The organism is Synechococcus sp. N19, assembly GCF_900474045.1.
In the GTDB taxonomy this organism is placed as follows: Bacteria; Cyanobacteriota; Cyanobacteriia; order PCC-6307; family Cyanobiaceae; genus Parasynechococcus.
Map to the genome: position 1 here is coordinate 38,357 of NZ_UCNR01000018.1, position 18,626 is coordinate 56,982.

The window sequence follows — 18,626 nt, forward strand, 5'->3', positions numbered from 1 at the left end:
CTCCAACAGCTCCAGATTCAATATGGCAAAAGCTGCCGCTGCTGCCATGGGGTCGATCCGCCATCCGAATCTTTGGCCCCCCTTCACCCAGATGGCCAGCGCAGCCAACTCCCAACGGGTGGTGTCTGGAGACGGTGCCCTGCTGATCCGTGAGCAAGGCGAGCCCCTGATCGATGCCATCAGCAGCTGGTGGGTCACCCTGCACGGCCATGCCCATCCGGTGTTGGCCAAGGCCATCGCCGATCAGGCCGCCCGCCTCGAGCAGGTAATTTTTGCCGACTTCACACATGAGCCTGCGGAACAGTTGGCCGTACGCCTGAGCGGCCTCTGCGGCCTGCAACGGCTGTTCTTCTCCGACAACGGCTCCACGGCGGTGGAAGTGGCGCTCAAGATCGCCTGCCAGTGGTGGGCGAACCGGGGCCAACCGCGCTATCAGATCGTCGCCTTCGACGGGGCTTATCACGGCGACACCTTCGGAGCGATGGCCGTTGGCGAACGCAACCTGTTCAGCGCCCCCTTCGAAGACAAGCTCTTTCCCGTCGCCCGGGTTCCCTGGCCGGCCACCTGGTGGGACGACGATGCCGTGGAGGCCAAGGAATCGGCGGCACTCGAGGTGCTCGAGCGCGTGCTGGAGACACCGACAGCGGCGGTGATCCTCGAACCGCTGCTCCAGGGGGCCGGCGGCATGGCCATGGTGCGGCCGGAGTTTCTGAGGCAGGTGGAGGCACGCACCCGCCAGGCGGGAGCCCTGCTGATCGCCGATGAAGTGCTCACCGGCTTCGGACGCTGCGGCGACTGGTTCGCCAGCCGGCAGGCGGGCATCCGGCCGGATCTGATGGCCCTGTCCAAAGGCTTGACGGGGGGATGTCTGCCGATGGGCGTGACCATGGCCAGCGAAGCGGTGTTCGAAGCCTTCGTCGGTGACGACCCCTGCCTGACCCTCTGGCACGGCCACAGCTTCACGGCCAATCCGCTGGGCTGCGCCGCGGCCAACGCCAGCCTCGACCTGCTAGAGCGCAACCCCGCTGCCTTTCAACAGTTCGAACAACGGCATCGTCCTCATCTGGAACGGTTGGCGCGCCATCGGAAGGTGCAACATCCCCGGCTGACGGGGACGGTGGCCGGCTTCGACCTCGTTGTGGAGGGGAGCTCGGGCTACCTCAACCCGGCGGGGCCGAAGCTGAAACGGATGGCGATGGAGAACGGCGTCTTCCTCCGCCCCCTGGGCCAGGTGGTCTATCTGCTGCCACCGCTCTGCATCAGCGATGCCCAGCTGGAACGCTGCTATTCGGTGCTGGAACAGGCCCTCGATCAGCTCTGAAGCTGCTGGCCTCAGGGCCCCGCCTGAATCGCCGCCTCGACATCGGCCCTGGAGAGGCCATAGGGCAGCGAACACTGCACCATGGCCTCCAGGGAACCCGGGTGCCAGATCACTTTGAGGTCCTCCCGTTCCAGCAGCAACAACGCTCGCCATTCAGAACGCTCGAGCATCCACTGGCAGGGGTTGTCGTCCATGCGGACGGCACCCAGCTGCTGGAGCCAAGCCTCAAGCGCCGGGAGAGAGTGCTGATTCAGCGGGATGCTCTCCGGGGGCAGGGCGGCCATCAGGTTGCGAACGCACGGATGTGTTCTGAGTCTGCTCATCCGCCAGCCAACTCGGCGACACCTGCCAATCGCGGCCCTGGGCAAGCGCCACCCCCAACCCCAGCACCAGGCTGAGCAACAGCGCGATGCTCAACAGCACCAGCGAGAACCATTCCCCACCGGAGAGGGGCCTGCGTTGACCAATGCCCTGCCAGGCATCCAGGCGGGATTCCCGCTGCAGTGGCGGGGGCGATGACGGCGCCTGGGCGCCAAGACTGAGGGTTGCCTGGCTCTGACGCAGCAGAACGTCGTAGGACTCCTTGAGCTGCTGAAACGCAATGCTGGCCTGCTCGGGCGGCAGTTGCGTGGTGTCGGGATGCAGGGCCTTGGACTGGCGTCGAAAGGCCTGGCGCAAGGTTTCAGCGTCAACTCCGGGACGCACGCCAAGCCGTTCGTGATGGCTGGGGCGGGCTTCGGACACAGGGGACGGCCGGTCCTTCATCCTAAGAAGAGTTGTTGCTGCAGCCATGGCCGCCACCGCGCCTGAACCGGCGTTCTGGGACGCCCTGGGATGGCAGCCATCGCAGGCGCAGCGCGACCAGCTGATGGAGCTTCAGAGCGTGCTGCAAAGCTGGAATGAACGGGTCAACCTGACGCGCCTGGTGAACGGCGACGATTTCTGGATTGGTCAGGTCTTCGACAGCCTCTGGCCGCTGGCGGCGGAACTCCAGTCCGGAGACGAGCCGCAGCACTGGATTGATGTGGGAACCGGAGGAGGCTTCCCCGGCCTCGCCATCGCCATTGCCCTTCCCCAGGCACAGGTGACCCTGCTGGATTCCGTCGGACGCAAGACCGCCGCCGTGGAGGCCATGGCCGGAAGCCTGGGCCTTGCCGATCGGGTATGGGTCCGCACCGAGCGGATCGAAACCACCGGGCGCGATCACCAGTTCCGCGGCAGCTTCGATCGCGCCGTGGCCCGGGCTGTGGCAGCAGCTCCCGTGGTGGCCGAATACCTGGTGCCCTTGCTGAAGAGCGACGGCCAGGCCCTGCTGTATCGGGGCCAGTGGACGGACAGCGATGCCGTGCCGTTCAACAGGGCCCTGCGGCTGCTTAAGGGCCATCTGATCGAGGTGCAACACCGGCAACTGCCCGGTGATCGCGGCACGCGGCACCTGCTGCGGGTGCAACCGAACGGCCCCTGCCCCCGCAGCTACCCAAGGGCGGTGGGAACACCCAGCCGGGATCCTCTGGGGAGCTAAGAGGAACGCTCAGACGCTCGACAAGCGCATCTGGGATTCGCCCTTGAGCCGCTGCTTGAGGCTGCGCAGAATCTCCGGGATGCGCTTACGCCACGGACTCTCCTGCAGGACGCTCTGCAGCTCTTCGGCACTGACCTCCGCATCAAAGCCATCGGCATTGGCCCCTGCAAACCAGTGGCCGCCGGAGCCCAGCAACCCATAGCGGGCCTTGGCATAACTCTCGAGATCCCAGGCCTCCAGCAGGTTGTACAGCCAAAGCAACACCGGCAGGTTGATTTCCCCAGGCGTCGCATGCCAAGGCGGCAGCCCGACGGACCAGGTGGCCATCCAGTCACGACCCAATGCTTCATCGGCCGCTTGCCGAAGCCGCTGATCCACTGGAGCAACCAAGGACGCTGCCTCCGGCAGCAGCTGCAACGCCTCCAGGTGAAGCTCGAGATCCTCCGGCCGGGCCGCTCCCACACTGATGGTGTGAACCCGCGGATCCTGGAGACAGAACAGGTCGTTGAAGACGATGGGATGCAGCGGTGCACACAGCTCCAACAGCCGTTGGGATGGCGAGTGCAGATGGCCGCCCTTGTCCGTGGGGCTGATAATGAACACCCCCATGTCCTGACGGCGGGCCGCATCCAAGGCAGGGCCGTTGTCCTGGCGGATGTAATACCAGTGAAGATTCACGTAATCGAAGGCACCGGAGTCGCAGGCCTGTGCGATCAAGGCTGTGGGGCCATGGGTGGAGAAACCCACGTGACCAATGCGGCCCTCCGCCTGCCAGCGGCGCACCACCTCTATGCAGCCCCCGGGCTGAAGGGTCTGCTCGAGATGCTCTGGAAGGTTGATGCCATGGATGGCCAGTAAATCCAGGCGATCACAGCCCAACCGCTCAAAACTGAGCTCCAGTTCCGCCTCGAAGGCGCTTGCATCAGGCCGGGGAGGCACCTTGCTCTGCAGCAGACGGGAGGGGTCGGGTGTGCGCGGCAGGGCCCAACCCAGCTGACGCTCGGAGCTGCCGTAGTGCCGCGCCGTTTCCACGTGGTGAAAGCCCAGATCCACCGCGCGCTTCAGGGTCGCCTCGAGCTGGGTCTGCGACGCAGCCGTGATCTCATCAGCAGGAAGGTCGGTCCAGCTCTGCTGAAAGCGCATTCCCCCGAGAGACAACAGGGGGATCTCAAGATCCGTGCGGCCGAATCGGCGGGTGGGAAGCGCCATCAACCCTGGGGACGCGGTTGCAGATTCTGGCGAATCAGGTTTCGCCGCAGCGTTTCCAACGATTCAAAGGGAACCCAGTGAATGCAATCCACAGGACAAGTGTCGATGGCCTCCTGAATGCATTCGGTGGAGTCACCGTCCTGTCGGATGGCCCTTGATCGTCCCAGATGCGGCTCAACAACAAAGGTGTTCGCAGCCACGTGGGCGCAGTAGCGACAGCCGATGCAGACGGCCTCATCAACCCAGACAGCCTGATCGCGCATGTCGCCCCCGAGCAGGGGTTCTCTCCCGGTGGCCTGCTCCTGCGGGCGAGCGGGGGCAGAAAAGGCGTGAGACGAAGGATCAGCCAGGGTTCAGGCGTCCCAGCGGGTCACCACGAGTTCGATCGAACCATCCTCGGTTTGGGTCTGCTCGGCAACCTGAAATCCTTCCTTGGTGGTAGCAGCCAGAACCGTGTTCAGGGCGTAGCGCTGGGTGAGCTTGGAGAGAAAACGTTCCACGGGGATCTGTTGCTTCCACAGATCGAGGTCGGTGACCAGCTCGTAGGACTCCGATGCGCTGTTCCAGCGGAAACCGATATCACCACCGTCCTGCACGGCGATGGCCAGATCAGCGGTGACGGTCTGGCCGCGGTAGCCGCGCACCGGTCGCTCACCCTGATCAGGGGCATAGCCCATGTCTTCCAGGGACTTCACCAGAGGCTCCAGCTGACGCAGTTCGGTTTTGACGGTGCTGAAATGCGACATCAGTTCAAATGAGCAGGAAGAGACTGGGACTGGACCTCAGACTGCAGAAACGCTTCGGATGTGGACTCCTGACGTTCAACCGTTCCAAGAGCAGCTTCCACTTCTTCAGTGAGCTGCTGGCACGCTTCACCAGCAACACCCTCGACCCGTTCTTCCACACGACCGTCAGGCCGAATGGTGAAACGAATGGTCTTCTGAGGCATCGAAGAAGCGTGATTTGCGCAGCAATCTAGTGGGGGTCACCCCTGAATGTTGCGTTTGCCGTTACAAGAGCGGCGCTACAGGATGAAACCGTCGTTGATCAACGCCTGCAGGCGTTCCAGCACCAGCGGATCCTCCAGCTGCTCGAGGGCCGTTCTGGCCTCATCGCGCACGGAGATCTCCCCGTCATGGAGCAGGGCACTCACCAGGGCTTCAACAATCTCGGCTTGCCGCGGCTGCACCAGCTGATCCATCAAACGGCCCAAAGCCCAGATGCAGTTGCTGCGCACCACCGCTTCACTGTCGATGCGCAGACTCACCAGCAATTGCCCCGCCGCAGGGTCGGCCTTGACCGGGGAACGGCTGCCCGCTTCCGCCAGGGATCCCGGACACCAGAGGCGCACCGCTGCGACATCCGTCTGCAGCGCCCGGATCAACGGATTGAGCACCGGAGCATCGGGGAAATTGCCCAGGCTCCAGGCCGCAGCCTTGCGAACGTAGGCATTGGCATCGAGCTGCAGCAGCTGCAACAGCGGCTCAACAGCCGGCGGTGATGGATTGCGGCCCAAGGCGTAGACGGCACTCATCCGCTCCACCGGACAGGAGTTCTGGAGCAAGGGCAGCAGCAGGGCAATCGAACGGGGATCACGGTGTTCACAGAACACCTGCAGCCCTTGCAGCCGTTCTCCGTGGTTGCCACGCAACAAGACCAGGCCCTGGTCACAGGCCCGGGCAATCTCCAGCGAGGAATCCTGCTCGGCGTCATCGAGCTGGATCGCATCAAGTGGATCAACGTCGTCTTCCGCCGCCAGCTCACGCGCCAGCAGATCAGGATCCACAGAAAGGCTGGACAGCCCCTGGTCCTTCTGTTGGCTGCGGTCGTCAGTCATGCGGGGATGCTACGGGACCCATTCCAGAGCTCAACCCATCGGGGCTGGAGCCAGCATGTCACCGGGAAGCCAGATGCGGGCACTCACAGCGAACAACGCCAGGGCAAACAGAAGAACAATCAGAGCCGGCAGAAGCGTGGAACGAAAAAACGACACCGGAACAGGCCAATCAAGGCGACATTCTGCTCAAGAGGGCACGGCATCGACTCGCCGCCGCAGCTGCCAGATCGAGAGGATCAACACCGACAGACCGATCCAGCCACTCCACTGTTCAAGCAGCAGGAAGCCTCCAGTGCCGAGCAGGCCGCCAAACAACACACCACAGGCCAGCACGAAGCGTCGCAGCATGGCCGGCAACGACTCCATCGGCAGGACGCCGAAGCGCTGGCGCAGGCGTGACCAACCGGGGCCCGGTGGACGCACCGTCCGCACAAACCGCTCCAAAACACCGTCCGATTCCGGCGGTGTGCTCAGCATCACCGTCAACCAGACCACAGCGGAGAGGCCGGTGATCACCGCAATGCGAACCCCGTAATCCTCGATCCGAACAAGGGGCACCACCGAGGTGAACACCCCAACGAAAAAGCCGCACAGCATCGCCGACAGCTCCGCCGCGGCGTTCACACGCCACCAGAACCAGCGCAGCACCAGAACCACACCCGGGCCGGACCCGATCGCGATCACCAGCCGAAACACCGTGCCGATGCTGTCGCTGATCAAAGCGGTGATCACCCCAAGAACGAGCAGCAGAACCGTGGTGAGTTGTCCCACCAGCAACAGCTCCCGCGAACCGGCAGAAGGCCGAACAAAGCGCTGATAGAGGTCGTGGGTGAGGTAGCTGGCTCCCCAGTTCACCGAGGTGCTCACGGTGCTCATGAAAGCCGCCACAAGAGAGATCACCACCAGGCCGAGCGCCACCGGGGGCAGCAGTTGCACGGCCAGGGCGGGATAGCCGAGCTCAAGATCAGCGCCAGCCGGCAACAGCACCAGGGCCGCCAACGCGACCACAATCCAGAGCCAGCTGCGCACGAGATAATTCACCACCAGAAACACCCAACCCGCCAGCCGCGCCTGCTGCTCATCGCGGGTGGCCAGCATGCGCTGGATGAACTCGCCACCCCCATCGCTGCGACGGAAACTCCACCACTGCACAGCGATGTAGGCCGTGAACATCGGAATGCTGATGCCACTTCCCTGCAACCAGTGGAAGCCCGCACCATCCCAGGTCCAGGGCACCAGAGAGAGCAGCTCCGGCCGCTGCAGCGCTTGCAGTTGTTCCAACAACGCTGTCATCCCTCCTGCGGCATGGAGGGCAGCCGCGGCCACGGCCAGGGCACCCGCCAACGCCAGCACAAGCTGGACCAGGTCGGTGACCACAACGGCCCATAGCCCACCGGCCACGGTGTAACTCATCACAAGCAGAGCCACGACCATCAAGAGCCAGACCGTGTCCGTCAGTCCCAGTGCTGCGGGTTGACCCGACACCAGCCCCAGCGCTTCCACCACCTTGCGGAGGGCGAGGAAGGCATAGCCGATGCCGATGCAGTTCACCGGCACGGCCAGCAGGAAAGCCTTGATGCCGCGCAACCAAGCCGCCGCCGCTCCGCCGTAGCGCAGCTCGGTGAAGGCGGCGTCGGTGAGCACACCGCTGCGGCGCCAGAGGGGTGCGAAGACAACAGCCATGGCCACGTGGGCCAAACCAAAGCTCCACCACTCCCAGTTGCCCGCCAGGCCGCGGGCACCCACCAGGCCGGCGACGTAAAGCGGCGTATCGATGGAGAAGGTGGTGGCCGCCATCGAGGCGCCGGCCAACCAACCGTTCAGACGACGGCCAGCCACGAAATAATCCGCCTCGCCGCTGTTGCGGCGGGCCAGCCACAACCCCAACAGCAGGGTGAGAACGAGGTAAGCAGCGAGAAGCAGCCAATCGATCGCTGTCATGCGCAGACCCTGTTCCTTAGCAGTCTGCTGAGGAACAGGGCATCAGCCCACCCGTCAGCTGCCGGAGGAATTGGGGGCCATCTGCTGACGCCGGAGCTGACCGCAAGCGGCATTTTGATCGAGCCCCCGGCTGGCCCTGAGGCTCACGGCAACACCGCGCCGCTCCAAAACACGACGAAACGCCTCGATCCGCTGCGGCGTTGGTCGTTTGAACTCCTCCTCCTCAATTGGGTTGTAGGCGATCAGGTTCACGTGGCTCTGGAAACCACCAACGCGATCCGCCAGCTCTGCGGCGTGCTCGGGTTGATCGTTGAGTTCACCGAGCAGGATGTACTCAAAACTCACCCGCCGACCGGTCACATCCAGATAGTGACGGCAATCCTCAAGTAGAGCGTCATAGGGATAGGCATGGGCTGTGGGAATGAGCTCCTCGCGCAGCCGCTGGTTGGGGGCATGGAGGCTCACCGCCAGGGTGAACTGGGCGCGGCCCAGCCGCTGCATGGCCAGTTCCGCGAGTTGCGGCAAGGTTTTCGGAACACCCACCGTGCTGACGGTGATGCGCCGTTGGCCGATGCCGAGATCATCATTGAGGCAGCGGATCGCCTCCAGCACAGCGCTGCTGTTGAGCAGAGGCTCGCCCATGCCCATGAACACGATGTGGGAAGGACGACGGTCCATCGCCTCACGCACACTCAGCACCTGATCCACGATTTCGTGGGTCTGAAGTGAACGCTGCAACCCCCCTTTGCCGGTGGCACAGAAGCGGCAGGCCATGGGACAACCCACCTGGCTGGACACACAGACGGTGAGCCGTTGGTCGGTGGGAATCCCGACCGTTTCGATGGTTTCGCCGTCCTCGGTGGAGAGCAGCAATTTGGTGGTGGCATCCGTGGCCACCGAACGATGCACTTCCTTCAGCCGGCCCACATCAATGCCGCTCTCCAACAAGGCGGCACGCCAGGTCTTGGGGAAGACCGTGATGTCGGCCAGGGATCGAGCCCCCTTGGCATAGATCCAGTCATGCAGCTGACGGCCGCGAAACGGCTTCTGTCCCTGGGCGACGGCCCAGTCCTGCAGCTCGGCCGCGCTGCGACCCAGCAGAGCCTGGGTCACCAGATCAGCAGACCATGGCCAAGCTTGATCTCCACCGCCATCAGGGCGATGAAGCCAAGCATGGCCAGACGTCCATTCAGCCGCTCAGTATGGGTGTGGAACCCATATTTGGGCAGGTGTCTCTTGGGGATCTCAGTGGGCTCAAGCATGGAAGGGGCTGCAATGGTGAACGATTGAGCAGAGCTCATTCGTCAGAGAGCAGGCCCTCTTCCTGAAGACCCTCAACGGCTTCAGCATCGACCACCTGCTCTTCCTTCAGCTCATTGTCGGCGTCCGGACGGGTGAACGCGGCGAAATTGCTCGCCGAGGGGTCGATGTTGTGGCGGGTGCGGGTGGCCTCGAGATCGGCGTCACTGGGGTCATCCAGCACCGCACTGGCGCTGGCCGCAGGGGGCATGTCGACGGTGTAGTCGGGACGCAGGTTCTGCATGCGGCGGTAACCGGCCGGGTCCTCCGAAAGGATGTCGGGGTGGGGGCCAGCCTCCTTCTGCAGCTCTTCTTCGAAGCCGCTGAAGCCGGTACCTGCAGGAATCAGGCGACCGATGATCACGTTCTCCTTGAGACCACGCAGCCAGTCGCTCTTGCCCTCGATGGCGGCTTCTGTGAGCACCCGGGTCGTCTCCTGGAAGGAGGCTGCGGAGATGAAGCTGTCAGTGTTTAGCGACGCCTTGGTGATACCCAGCAGCACCGGGGTGAACTCGGAGGGAGCGCCACCGGTGATCGCCATTGCCTGGTTGGTGTCTTCCACCTGACGTAGTTCGATCAGCTCACCTGGCAACAGGGTGGTATCGCCGGCATCTTCAACCCGCACCTTGCTGGTCATCTGACGGACGATCACCTCGATGTGCTTGTCGTCAATCGAGACGCCCTGGGACTTGTAGACGTTCTGAACCTCAGTCACCAGACGGTGCTGCAGGTTGGCGATCGCCTCCTGGGCGGCCTCCATCAGAGGCTTGCGGCTGCGCAGATCTTCGAAGTAGCACTCGAGCAACTCGTGGGGGTTGATCGGGCCATCGGTCAGCAGTTCACCAGCGGTGACCTGTTGGCCATCGCTCACCATGATGTTGCGGCCGAGCAGGATCGGATATTCACCGATGGCGTCATCGGATTCGATCACGTTGACGGCGAGGGACTCGTCGTCTTCACCCTGCTTGATCTCAACGGTGCCAGGCTTCTTGCAGAGAATCGCGGATTCACGGGGGCGACGGGCCTCCAGCAATTCCTCGATTCGAGGCAGACCCTGAACGATGTCGCCGGTCTTCTGGCGTTCGAACACCAGCAGGGCCAGGCCATCACCGCGCTGCACCAGATCTCCATCACGCACGTGCAGGACGGAGTCGGGCGACACCATGTAGGGACGTCCCAGACGCAGGGTGACGTTGTTGCCGCTGACGGCCTCGATCTCACCACAGCAGGTGGCGGTTTCGCCGTCGGCAAGGGCATCGCCATCGACAATCCGCTGACCAACGCTCACCACCGGCTTGCCGGAGGTGCTCAGGGTGGTGGTGTCTTCGGGGCGTTCCACGATCATCCGACGCACCGGGTCGGCTTCCGTGGCTTCAGGCAACTGCGCCAGACCAGCCTGCTTGCAGAGGATCTGCGTGGTGGCGACGACATCGCCAGCCTTCACAGACACACCATCTTCGACCTGCAGCTCGGTGTGGGTTGAGCCGTGGCTGGAGTCGGACATGGTGTCGCGACGCACCAGGATCGACTCGAGGATCACAAGGCGCAAACGGGAAATAGTCTTGGCCCGCTTGTCGGGAGCCTTCTCCACATCCACCGTCATCTGCGGGGTGGTGTCGAAGGTCTCGAGCAGCAGCTGGGTCTTGAGCAGCTCCACACCTTCAACGGACTTGATCAGTTCGTTGTCCTTGAACGCCAGACGCTGGGTGGCCTTGATGCCGAGGTGAGGGCCATTGGCCTGCTTCACATGGGACAGCTCAGGCAGCTGGGCCTCGTTGGGAATGGTGTACTCCTCAACCGGACGCAGCAGCAGACCCTTGCCTTCGGGGGTCTCCACCGTCTGCACGTACTTCATCGTGTCAACGGACAGCCCCTTGGCGATGTCTTCGCCGGGGTTGACCATCTGGCCATCACCCTCGAAACGCTCCAGCGTCTTGGCATCGGTGCAGAGGTGGAACTCACCACTGCGGACGATGATTTCGCGCAGGATGTCGTTCTTCTGGGTGACGGTGACGATGCCCGCGGTCTGGCTGAAGATGTCTTTAACAACCTCGGTGCCGGCCTCGATCCACTGACCGTCGGTGATCATCAACAGGGAGATGTCCTTGTTGATTTCGTGGGTCTCCTGGGGGATCCACAGCAGGGTGCCGCCCTTGTTGACCTCGTAACCGTTCTTGGCGGAACGGGCCTTCTTGATCGCCAGACCAGGAGCGAACTTCACCAGACCACCAGTGCCGGTGCGGAAGCGGTCATCCGCCAGTTCAGCGATGACCTCACCGGAACCGATCTTGCTGCCGGGGATGGTGTTGAGGCGGTAACGGGTGCCGTCTTTGGCCTCGAGGTTCCAGATCTCACCGGAGTGGGTGGACTCCTCCAGCAGCTTGAAGTCCTTGAGGGTCATCGCCGTGGTGACGATCTGCACCTCACGGGAATCACCGATGGAGTCGCGCAAGCGCACTTCACCGCCGTACTCACTCCGCTGGCTGGCTTCGGCCAGCACCTGACCCTCAGTGACCTGGGTCTCACTGGTGACCACGGGCTGAGCGTTGGGCGGCAGGTTGTAGACGTCGCCAGAAAGCACCCACATCCGACCGAGACGCTGTGCCTTGAGGGTGATGTCGCCCTGGCGGTCGGTGACCTCACGGGGCTGGATCGCCTCCTCGTAGCGCACCTGGCCAGCCAGGTCGCAGATCACGTCCTTGGTGGCCTTCTCCACACTCTTCTTGACCGCACCAGCGGCGATCTGCGCCACGGTGACGTCGGCATCGATGTCAGCACCGTTGTCGACGAACAACAGGGAGCCGTTGGTGATCTCGATCTTCTGGGCCTTGCCCTTGCCGGACGGCTTGATCGTGAGGTTGAAATCAACCTCAGCCTGTTGGGCATTCACACCGTGGGGGGTGCGGTAGGGACGCACCCGCGCCTTGCTGCCGAACTCGACGGTGCCCGCCAGCTTGGAGCGGACCACACCGGTCTCAGCGGTGGACACACCACCGGTGTGGAAGGTCCGCATGGTGAGCTGGGTTCCAGGCTCACCGATCGACTGGGCCGCGATGATGCCGACGGCTTCACCCAGGTCTACCAGTTCGTTGTGGGCCAGCGCCCAGCCGTAGCACTTGCGGCAAACGGAACGGTTGGCTTCACAGGTGAGCGGCGAACGCACACTCACGGCCTTGACGCCAGCGGCCTCGAAGGACTTGGACAGCGGCGGATCGATTTCAGTGTCGCGCTCAGCCAGCACCTCGCCATCGGCATTCACCACCTGGGCGGCGGTCAGGCGACCCACAAGCCGGCTGCCGAATTTGCCGTCCTCAGCATCCACCACGATGTGGCGGGTCGTGCCGCAGTCGTCCTCACGGACGATCACATCCTGGGCAACGTCCACCAGACGACGGGTGAGATAACCGGAGTCAGCGGTGCGCAGCGCCGTATCCACCAGACCCTTCCGGGCGCCATAGGAGGAGATGACGTACTCGGTGACCGTCAGACCCTCACGGAAGTTGGTGCGGATCGGAAGGTCGATGATTTCACCCTGCGGGTTGGCCATCAGGCCGCGCATGCCCACCAGCTGACGCACCTGGGACATGTTTCCCCGGGCGCCGGAGTTGGCCATCATCCACACCGAGTTCAGCGGTGCGTTCTCGTCAAAGTTCTTTTTGACGGCATCCACCAGACGCTCGTTGGTCTCGGTCCAGGTGTCGATCACCTTGGTGTGGCGCTCCACCTCGGTGATTTCACCCAGGCGATAGCGCTCTTCGGTGGCCGTGATCTGTTCCTCGGCCTGGCCCAGCAGATCCTTCTTCGCCTCGGGCACCTTGAGGTCGTCAACGGAGATCGACACAGCCGCCTGGGTGGCGTACTTGAAGCCGAGATCCTTGAGGTTGTCGGCCATGGCCGACGTCACCGCAGTGCCGTGGTTCTTATAGGACCAGGCGACGAGCTGCTTGAGGGCCCGCTTGTCGATGACCTGATTACGGAACGGCGGTGGGGTCTTCGAGAGCGGACGCGATGCGCTCACGGGAGCCTCTTTGGCGGCCTTGGAGGCCTTGCTGGATTTGGACTTGCGGGATTTCGAGGACGAGGTCATGGCTGCGCGCGGATCAGGAGTTAAGAAGGAAGGACGTCTGGCTTGATTCAGGCGGCGGCCACCACGTCGATGATCGTGTGATTCATCACCACGCGGCCCACAGTGGTGAGGATGTAGCGGCTGATCAGGGCACCGTCTTCATCGAAACGGTCGCGGCGGTAGCTCCACTCTTCGATGCGCGTGCCATCGCTGAGGGATTCGCTCTTGCTGGGCGCATCCAGCTCTTCATCGTCCTGAACTTCACCGTTGAAGCGGACCCACACCCAGTCGTGCAGACCGATCCGGTTGTCTTCGAAGGCGTGGATGACATCCTCCAGACCCGCGAACGTGCAGCTGCGATCGCCGAAGTCGGGCTTGGAGACACCGGGTTGCAGCGCCGTCAGGTAGTAGGAGCCGAGCACCATGTCCTGGGACGGGGTGATGATCGGCTCACCGGTCGCAGGCGACAGGATGTTGTTGCTGGCCAGCATCAGCATGCGGGCCTCGGTCTGCGCCTCGATGGCCAGGGGCACGTGAACGGCCATCTGGTCACCGTCAAAGTCAGCGTTGAAGGCTGGGCAGACGAGGGGGTGCAGCTGAATGGCACGGCCATCCACCAGCTTGGGTTCAAAGGCCTGAATGCCTAGACGGTGCAGGGTTGGAGCACGGTTCAGCAGGATCGGATGGCCGTCGATCACCTCTTGCAGCACCTGCATCACTTCATCGTCGGCCCGCTGAATCAGCTTCTTGGCCGCCTTGATGTTGTTGACGATGTTCTGGCGGATCAGGCGGTGGATCACGAAGGGCTGGAACAACTCGATCGCCATCTCCTTGGGCAGACCGCACTGGTGCATCTTCAGCTTCGGACCCACCACGATCACGGAACGACCGGAGTAGTCGACCCGCTTACCCAGGAGGTTCTGACGGAAGCGGCCCTGCTTGCCTTCAATGATGTCGCTCAGTGACTTGAGCGGACGGTTGTTGGCACCCACGACGGTGCGACCGCGACGGCCGTTGTCGATCAGGGCGTCGACGGCCTCCTGCAGCATCCGCTTCTCGTTGCGGACGATGATTTCAGGGGCCAGGATTTCCTGGAGCCTCGCCAGACGGTTGTTGCGGTTGATCACCCGCCGGTAGAGATCGTTGAGATCGCTGGTGGCGAAGCGACCACCATCGAGCTGCACCATCGGGCGCAGGTCGGGAGGAATCACCGGGATCACATCCAGCACCATCCACTCGGGACGAGCGTTGGTGGCGATGAAGTTGTCGATCACGCGCAGGCGCTTGATCAACTTGGCGCGCTTTTGGCCCTTGCTGCCGTTGATCTCCTCACGCAGCTGCTCAGCCACTTCATCGAGGGTGAGGTCTTCCAGCAGTTGCTTTAGGGCCTCTGCACCGATGCCCACCACGGGCTCGTTCTCGATCTCGGAATCTTCGGCGTAGATCTCGTCTTCAATCTCCAGCCACTCGTCTTCGGTGAGCAGCTGCTTGTACTTCAGGTCCTTGTGGTCGCCGGGATCCAGCACCACATAGCAGTTGAAGTAAACGATCTGCTCCACATCCCGCAGGGGCATGTCGAGCAGGATGGCCACGTAGCTGGGGATCCCCTTCAGGTACCAGACGTGGGAGACGGGGGCCGCCAGCTTGATGAAGCCCATGCGGTGACGACGCACGCGGCTCTCGGTGACCTCCACACCGCAGCGTTCACAAACGATGCCCCGGTGACGCACCCGCTTGTACTTGCCGCAGTGGCATTCCCAGTCTTTGGACGGGCCAAAGATCTTTTCGCAGAACAGCCCGTCCATCTCGGGCTTGAGGGTGCGGTAGTTGATGGTCTCCGGCTTGGTGACCTCACCGACCACCTGGCCGTTGGGCAGGGTGCGCTGTCCCCACTCCATCACCCGATCGGGTGAGGCGAGGGTGATCTTGACGTAATCGAAGTGGTTCTCGGTGCGGAGGTTGCTGTTGGTCATTGACGGTTAAGGAAGAAGGAGCGGGGAATCGGTTCGTTCGTTGATCCGTCAGTCCTCGTCGTAATCCGCGACGCCGAGGGATTCGTAGGTGGGCCTGCTGGGGGTGCTGCGACGTGGGTTCACGTCCTGCATCAGATCCACTTCCTTGCCTTCGTCGGTGTAGACGGCGATGTCCAGACCCAGGGACTGAAGCTCGCGCATCAGCACCTTGAAGGATTCCGGTGTACCCGGGCGGGGAATCGGCTTGCCCTTGACGATGGCATTGAGGGCTTCGTTGCGGCCCTGCATGTCGTCGGACTTGACCGTGAGCAGTTCCTGCAGGGTGTATGCGGCGCCATAGGCCTCGAGGGCCCACACCTCCATCTCACCCAGACGCTGACCACCTTGCTGTGCCTTACCGCCCAGGGGCTGCTGGGTGACCAGTGAGTAGGGGCCGGTGGAACGGGCGTGAATCTTGTCGTCCACCAGGTGAACCAGCTTGAGGAAGTGGGAGTAACCCACAGCCACGGGCTGATCGAAGGGCAGACCGGTGCGGCCATCCCGCAGCTGCAGCTTGCCGGGATCCTCAGGGTCGTACACCCAACCCTTGCCGGGCTGCTTGGCGGCTTCCTTGAGGAAGGTCTCGACGGTCTGCTGGGACTTCTCAGCACCGTGCATCTCATCGAAGGGAACGATGCGCACGCGGCAATCCAGGTTGGACGCTGCCCAACCCATTAGCAGCTCGAACACCTGACCCACATTCATCCGGCTCGGCACACCCAGGGGGTTAAGCACGATGTCGACCGGGGTGCCATCGGGCAGATAGGGCATGTCCTCCCGAGGAAGGATGCGGCTGATGATGCCCTTGTTGCCGTGGCGGCCAGCCATCTTGTCGCCGACCTGGATCTTGCGGCGCTGGGCCACATACACCCGCACCACCATGTTGGCGCCGGGTGGCAGCTCATCACCCTGTTCACGGGTGTAGATGCGCACATCCACAACGCGGCCACGCTCGGTGCCGGGCACCCGCAGGGAGTTGTCGCGCACATCGCGCGCCTTCTCGCCGAAGATCGCACGCAGCAGCTTCTCTTCCGGCGGCTGATCGGATTCACCCTTGGGCGTCACCTTGCCCACGAGGATGTCGCCGCTTTCAACGAAAGCGCCCACGCGGATGATGCCCATCTCGTCGAGGTTGCCCAGGCTTTCCTCAGCGACGTTTGGAATTTCGCGGGTGATCTCTTCAGGTCCGAGCTTGGTCTGACGCGCTTCGATCTCGTACTTCTCGATGTGAACCGAGGTGTAGAGGTCGTCGGTGACCAAACGCTCGCTGACCAGCAGCGCGTCCTCGTAGTTGTAACCCTCCCAGGGCATGTAAGCGATCAGAACGTTCTGACCCAGGGCGATCTCACCGCCTTCACAGGCGGAACCATCCGCCATCACCTGGCCGACGATCACCGGATCACCGCAGCGGACGATCGGGCGCTGGTTCAGGCAGGTGTCCTGGTTGGAGCGCTGATACTTCTGCAGGAAGTGGGTGTGGTCGTTGCCGTCCTCGTCCTGAACAACGATGGCGTTGGCATCCACATAGGTCACGGTGCCATTCACCCGGGAAATCGGCACCATGCCGGAGTCGCGGGCCACCTGGGTTTCCAGGCCGGTGCCCACCAGGGCACGCTCAGGACGCAGCAACGGCACAGCCTGACGCTGCATGTTGGAGCCCATCAGGGCGCGGTTGGCGTCGTCGTGCTCCAGGAAGGGGATCAGGGACGTTGCCACGGAGATCACCTGCACCGGTGAAAGGGCGACGTAGTCGACCTGCTCAGGGGGGACCTTCTCGAAGTCCTGGCGGTAACGCACAGGAATCAGATCCGCCGAGATCCGGCCGTCGTTCTCGGTGGCCACGTCACCAGGGGCGACGCGCACTTCGTCTTCCCGGTCGGCAGACAGGTAGATCGGATCGCCGTCCTTTAGAACGACACCGTTCTCCACCTTCCAGAACGGCGTTTCGATGAAGCCGTACTCGTTGACCCGGGCGTGGGTGGCCAGGGAGTTGATCAGACCGGCGTTGGGGCCTTCCGGCGTCTCAATCGGGCAGAGACGGCCGTAGTGGGAGGGGTGAATGTCGCGGACGGCGAAGCCGGCACGCTCACGGGTGAGACCGCCGGGTCCAAGGGCCGAGATGCGGCGCTTATGGGTGAGCTCAGCCAGAGGGTTGGTCTGGTCCATGAACTGGCTCAGCTGGCTGGAGCCGAAGAACTCCTTGATCGCCGCCACCAGGGGCTTGGGGTTCACCAACTGGGCCGGGGTCAGCGAATCGGTTTCGCCAACGGTCATCCGTTCCTTGATGATCCGCTCAAGACGGTTCAGACCCACCCGAACCTGGTTCTGCAGGAGTTCGCCCACGGAACGCACGCGGCGGTTGCCGAGGTGATCAATGTCGTCGAGGCTGGCGCCGCCGACATCCAATTCCAGGTTGATCAGGTAATCGAGCGTGGAGAGCACGTCCTCATGGGTGAGGGTGCGCACCGTGTCGGGGATGGTGAGGCGCAGCTTCTTGTTGATCTTGTAGCGGCCGACCCGACCGAGGTCGTAGCGCTTGGGATCGAAGAAACGGGTCTGCAGCAGCTGCTGACCGCCACTCACTGAGGGGGGTTCACCGGGACGGAGTTTCTTGTAGAGCTCAAGCAGCGCTTGGTCTTCCGAGCTGATGCCCTCGTCGTTGGCGGCATCAATCGACTTCTTGTAGAACTCGGGGTGACGCAGCTTGTCGAGCACGTCGTTGTCAGACAGACCCATGGCACGCATGAGCACATGCGCGTTGATCTTGCGGGTCTTGTCCACACGAACGTGGAGCAAGTCGTTCTTATCTGTCTCAAACTTCAGCCAGGCACCCCGGTTGGGGATGACGCTGGCGTTGTAGGTGCGCCGGCCGTTCTTGTCCATTTCATCCTTGAAATAGACACCGGGGCTGCGCACGATCTGGTTCACGATCACGCGCTCAGCGCCGTTGATGATGAACGTGCCGCGCTCGGTCATCAGCGGCAGTTCGCCGATGAACACCTCCTGCTCCTTGATCTCACCGGTCTCCTTGTTGACCAGGCGGCAGGTCACATACATCTGTGACGCGAAAGTCGCATCACGGCGCTTGGCCTCTTCCACATCGTGGCGGGGGCGCTTCAGGCGGTACTCGCTACCGATGAAGTGCAGCTCCAGCTTGCCGGTGTAATCCGTGATCGGAGAGAAGCTTTCCAGCTCCTCGATCAGACCTTGATCCAAAAACCACTTAAAGCTGGCCCGCTGCACCTCCACCAGATCAGGGAGGTAGGTGGCGGTCTTGGCGACCTGAATCGCGCTGCTGCTCATGCGGGGACCGGCAGAGAGGACGAAGGGACTGGGGAGGACTGGATTGGCGGCAGAAGCTCACCTAACAGGACGATTCGACACAACAGCGGCACCGACGGTTTCCAGGACGGAACCGA

16 protein-coding genes are annotated in these 18,626 nt (G+C 62.9%); 2 read left to right on the plus strand and 14 right to left on the minus strand.

The features are described 5' to 3' along the window. The first annotated feature begins 22 nt into the window (after positions 1-22). Positions 23-1,321, plus strand: coding sequence for an adenosylmethionine--8-amino-7-oxononanoate transaminase (gene bioA, locus DXY02_RS11130; RefSeq protein ID WP_114989417.1), 1,299 nt, complete (start codon positions 23-25; stop codon positions 1,319-1,321). Between the two features lie 11 nt (positions 1,322-1,332). Here the strand turns inward: bioA and DXY02_RS11135 are convergent, their stop codons facing one another. Then, on the minus strand, positions 1,333-1,605 hold the full coding sequence (locus DXY02_RS11135; protein ID WP_244275852.1) for a DUF3143 domain-containing protein: 273 nt from the start codon (positions 1,603-1,605) through the stop codon (positions 1,333-1,335). Then, positions 1,547-2,086, minus strand: a complete 540-nt coding sequence (locus DXY02_RS11140) for a J domain-containing protein (protein ID WP_114989418.1) — start codon at positions 2,084-2,086, stop codon at positions 1,547-1,549. Before DXY02_RS11140 ends, DXY02_RS11135 begins: the two co-directional genes overlap by 59 nt. Positions 2,087-2,111: 25 nt before the next feature. Between DXY02_RS11140 and rsmG the strand changes: the two genes are divergently transcribed. Beyond that, positions 2,112-2,843, plus strand: coding sequence for a 16S rRNA (guanine(527)-N(7))-methyltransferase RsmG (gene rsmG / locus DXY02_RS11145; protein ID WP_114989419.1), 732 nt, complete (start codon positions 2,112-2,114; stop codon positions 2,841-2,843). A 9-nt stretch (positions 2,844-2,852) separates the two neighbouring features. On the opposite strand, the gene DXY02_RS11150 is transcribed toward rsmG, so the two are convergent. The 12 genes from DXY02_RS11150 to rpoB all read right to left on the minus strand — a co-directional run bounded on the left by DXY02_RS11150 (position 2,853) and on the right by rpoB (position 18,510). Next, positions 2,853-4,052, minus strand: coding sequence for an aldo/keto reductase (locus DXY02_RS11150; RefSeq protein ID WP_114989420.1), 1,200 nt, complete (start codon positions 4,050-4,052; stop codon positions 2,853-2,855). Then, complete coding sequence (locus DXY02_RS11155) at positions 4,052-4,402, minus strand: ferredoxin (RefSeq protein ID WP_244594226.1); 351 nt, start codon at positions 4,400-4,402, stop codon at positions 4,052-4,054. The genes DXY02_RS11150 and DXY02_RS11155 overlap by 1 nt, the downstream gene beginning before the upstream one ends. Before the next feature lie 3 nt (positions 4,403-4,405). Next, on the minus strand, positions 4,406-4,798 hold the full coding sequence (locus DXY02_RS11160) for a DUF1257 domain-containing protein (RefSeq protein ID WP_114989422.1): 393 nt from the start codon (positions 4,796-4,798) through the stop codon (positions 4,406-4,408). Further along, a complete protein-coding gene (locus DXY02_RS11165; protein WP_114989423.1) occupies positions 4,798-5,001 on the minus strand; it encodes a DUF2997 domain-containing protein in 204 nt (67 codons plus the stop codon). Before DXY02_RS11165 ends, DXY02_RS11160 begins: the two co-directional genes overlap by 1 nt. A 75-nt stretch (positions 5,002-5,076) precedes the next feature. Beyond that, the gene (locus tag DXY02_RS11170; RefSeq protein WP_114989424.1) at positions 5,077-5,889 is read right to left on the minus strand and encodes a HEAT repeat domain-containing protein; all 813 of its coding nucleotides are present in this window, start codon (positions 5,887-5,889) and stop codon (positions 5,077-5,079) included. A 30-nt stretch (positions 5,890-5,919) separates the two neighbouring features. Next, positions 5,920-6,045, minus strand: a complete 126-nt coding sequence (locus DXY02_RS13130) for a hypothetical protein (protein WP_011365010.1) — start codon at positions 6,043-6,045, stop codon at positions 5,920-5,922. A 30-nt stretch (positions 6,046-6,075) separates the two neighbouring features. Next, entirely contained in the window at positions 6,076-7,830 is a 1,755-nt protein-coding gene (locus DXY02_RS11175; RefSeq protein ID WP_114989425.1) for a sodium:solute symporter family protein, read from the minus strand. A 54-nt stretch (positions 7,831-7,884) separates the two neighbouring features. Next, positions 7,885-8,943 (minus strand): 23S rRNA (adenine(2503)-C(2))-methyltransferase RlmN, encoded by a 1,059-nt coding sequence (rlmN, locus tag DXY02_RS11180; RefSeq protein ID WP_114989426.1) that lies wholly within the window; start codon positions 8,941-8,943, stop codon positions 7,885-7,887. Further along, positions 8,940-9,092, minus strand: a complete 153-nt coding sequence (locus tag DXY02_RS11185) for a high light inducible protein (RefSeq protein ID WP_114989558.1) — start codon at positions 9,090-9,092, stop codon at positions 8,940-8,942. Before DXY02_RS11185 ends, rlmN begins: the two co-directional genes overlap by 4 nt. A 35-nt stretch (positions 9,093-9,127) precedes the next feature. Next, positions 9,128-13,216: a DNA-directed RNA polymerase subunit beta' gene (locus DXY02_RS11190; protein WP_114989427.1), complete on the minus strand. Its 4,089-nt coding sequence runs from the start codon at positions 13,214-13,216 to the stop codon at positions 9,128-9,130. A gap of 47 nt (positions 13,217-13,263) precedes the next feature. Then, positions 13,264-15,168, minus strand: coding sequence for a DNA-directed RNA polymerase subunit gamma (locus DXY02_RS11195; RefSeq protein ID WP_114989428.1), 1,905 nt, complete (start codon positions 15,166-15,168; stop codon positions 13,264-13,266). Positions 15,169-15,216: 48 nt separating this feature from the next. Continuing rightward, entirely contained in the window at positions 15,217-18,510 is a 3,294-nt protein-coding gene (gene rpoB, locus DXY02_RS11200; protein WP_114989429.1) for a DNA-directed RNA polymerase subunit beta, read from the minus strand. Positions 18,511-18,626 lie beyond the last annotated feature (116 nt).

Coding starts and splice junctions, on each gene's coding strand:
- bioA (WP_114989417.1), top strand. CDS start 23: ATGGCAAAAGCTGCCGCTGCTGCCATGGGGTCGATCCGCCATCCGAAT.
- DXY02_RS11135 (WP_244275852.1), bottom strand. CDS start 1,605: ATGGCCGCCCTGCCCCCGGAGAGCATCCCGCTGAATCAGCACTCTCTC.
- DXY02_RS11140 (WP_114989418.1), bottom strand. CDS start 2,086: ATGAAGGACCGGCCGTCCCCTGTGTCCGAAGCCCGCCCCAGCCATCAC.
- rsmG (WP_114989419.1), top strand. CDS start 2,112: ATGGCCGCCACCGCGCCTGAACCGGCGTTCTGGGACGCCCTGGGATGG.
- DXY02_RS11150 (WP_114989420.1), bottom strand. CDS start 4,052: ATGGCGCTTCCCACCCGCCGATTCGGCCGCACGGATCTTGAGATCCCC.
- DXY02_RS11160 (WP_114989422.1), bottom strand. CDS start 4,798: ATGTCGCATTTCAGCACCGTCAAAACCGAACTGCGTCAGCTGGAGCCT.
- DXY02_RS11165 (WP_114989423.1), bottom strand. CDS start 5,001: ATGCCTCAGAAGACCATTCGTTTCACCATTCGGCCTGACGGTCGTGTG.
- DXY02_RS11170 (WP_114989424.1), bottom strand. CDS start 5,889: ATGACTGACGACCGCAGCCAACAGAAGGACCAGGGGCTGTCCAGCCTT.
- DXY02_RS11175 (WP_114989425.1), bottom strand. CDS start 7,830: ATGACAGCGATCGATTGGCTGCTTCTCGCTGCTTACCTCGTTCTCACC.
- DXY02_RS11185 (WP_114989558.1), bottom strand. CDS start 9,092: ATGCTTGAGCCCACTGAGATCCCCAAGAGACACCTGCCCAAATATGGG.
- DXY02_RS11190 (WP_114989427.1), bottom strand. CDS start 13,216: ATGACCTCGTCCTCGAAATCCCGCAAGTCCAAATCCAGCAAGGCCTCC.
- DXY02_RS11195 (WP_114989428.1), bottom strand. CDS start 15,168: ATGACCAACAGCAACCTCCGCACCGAGAACCACTTCGATTACGTCAAG.
- rpoB (WP_114989429.1), bottom strand. CDS start 18,510: ATGAGCAGCAGCGCGATTCAGGTCGCCAAGACCGCCACCTACCTCCCT.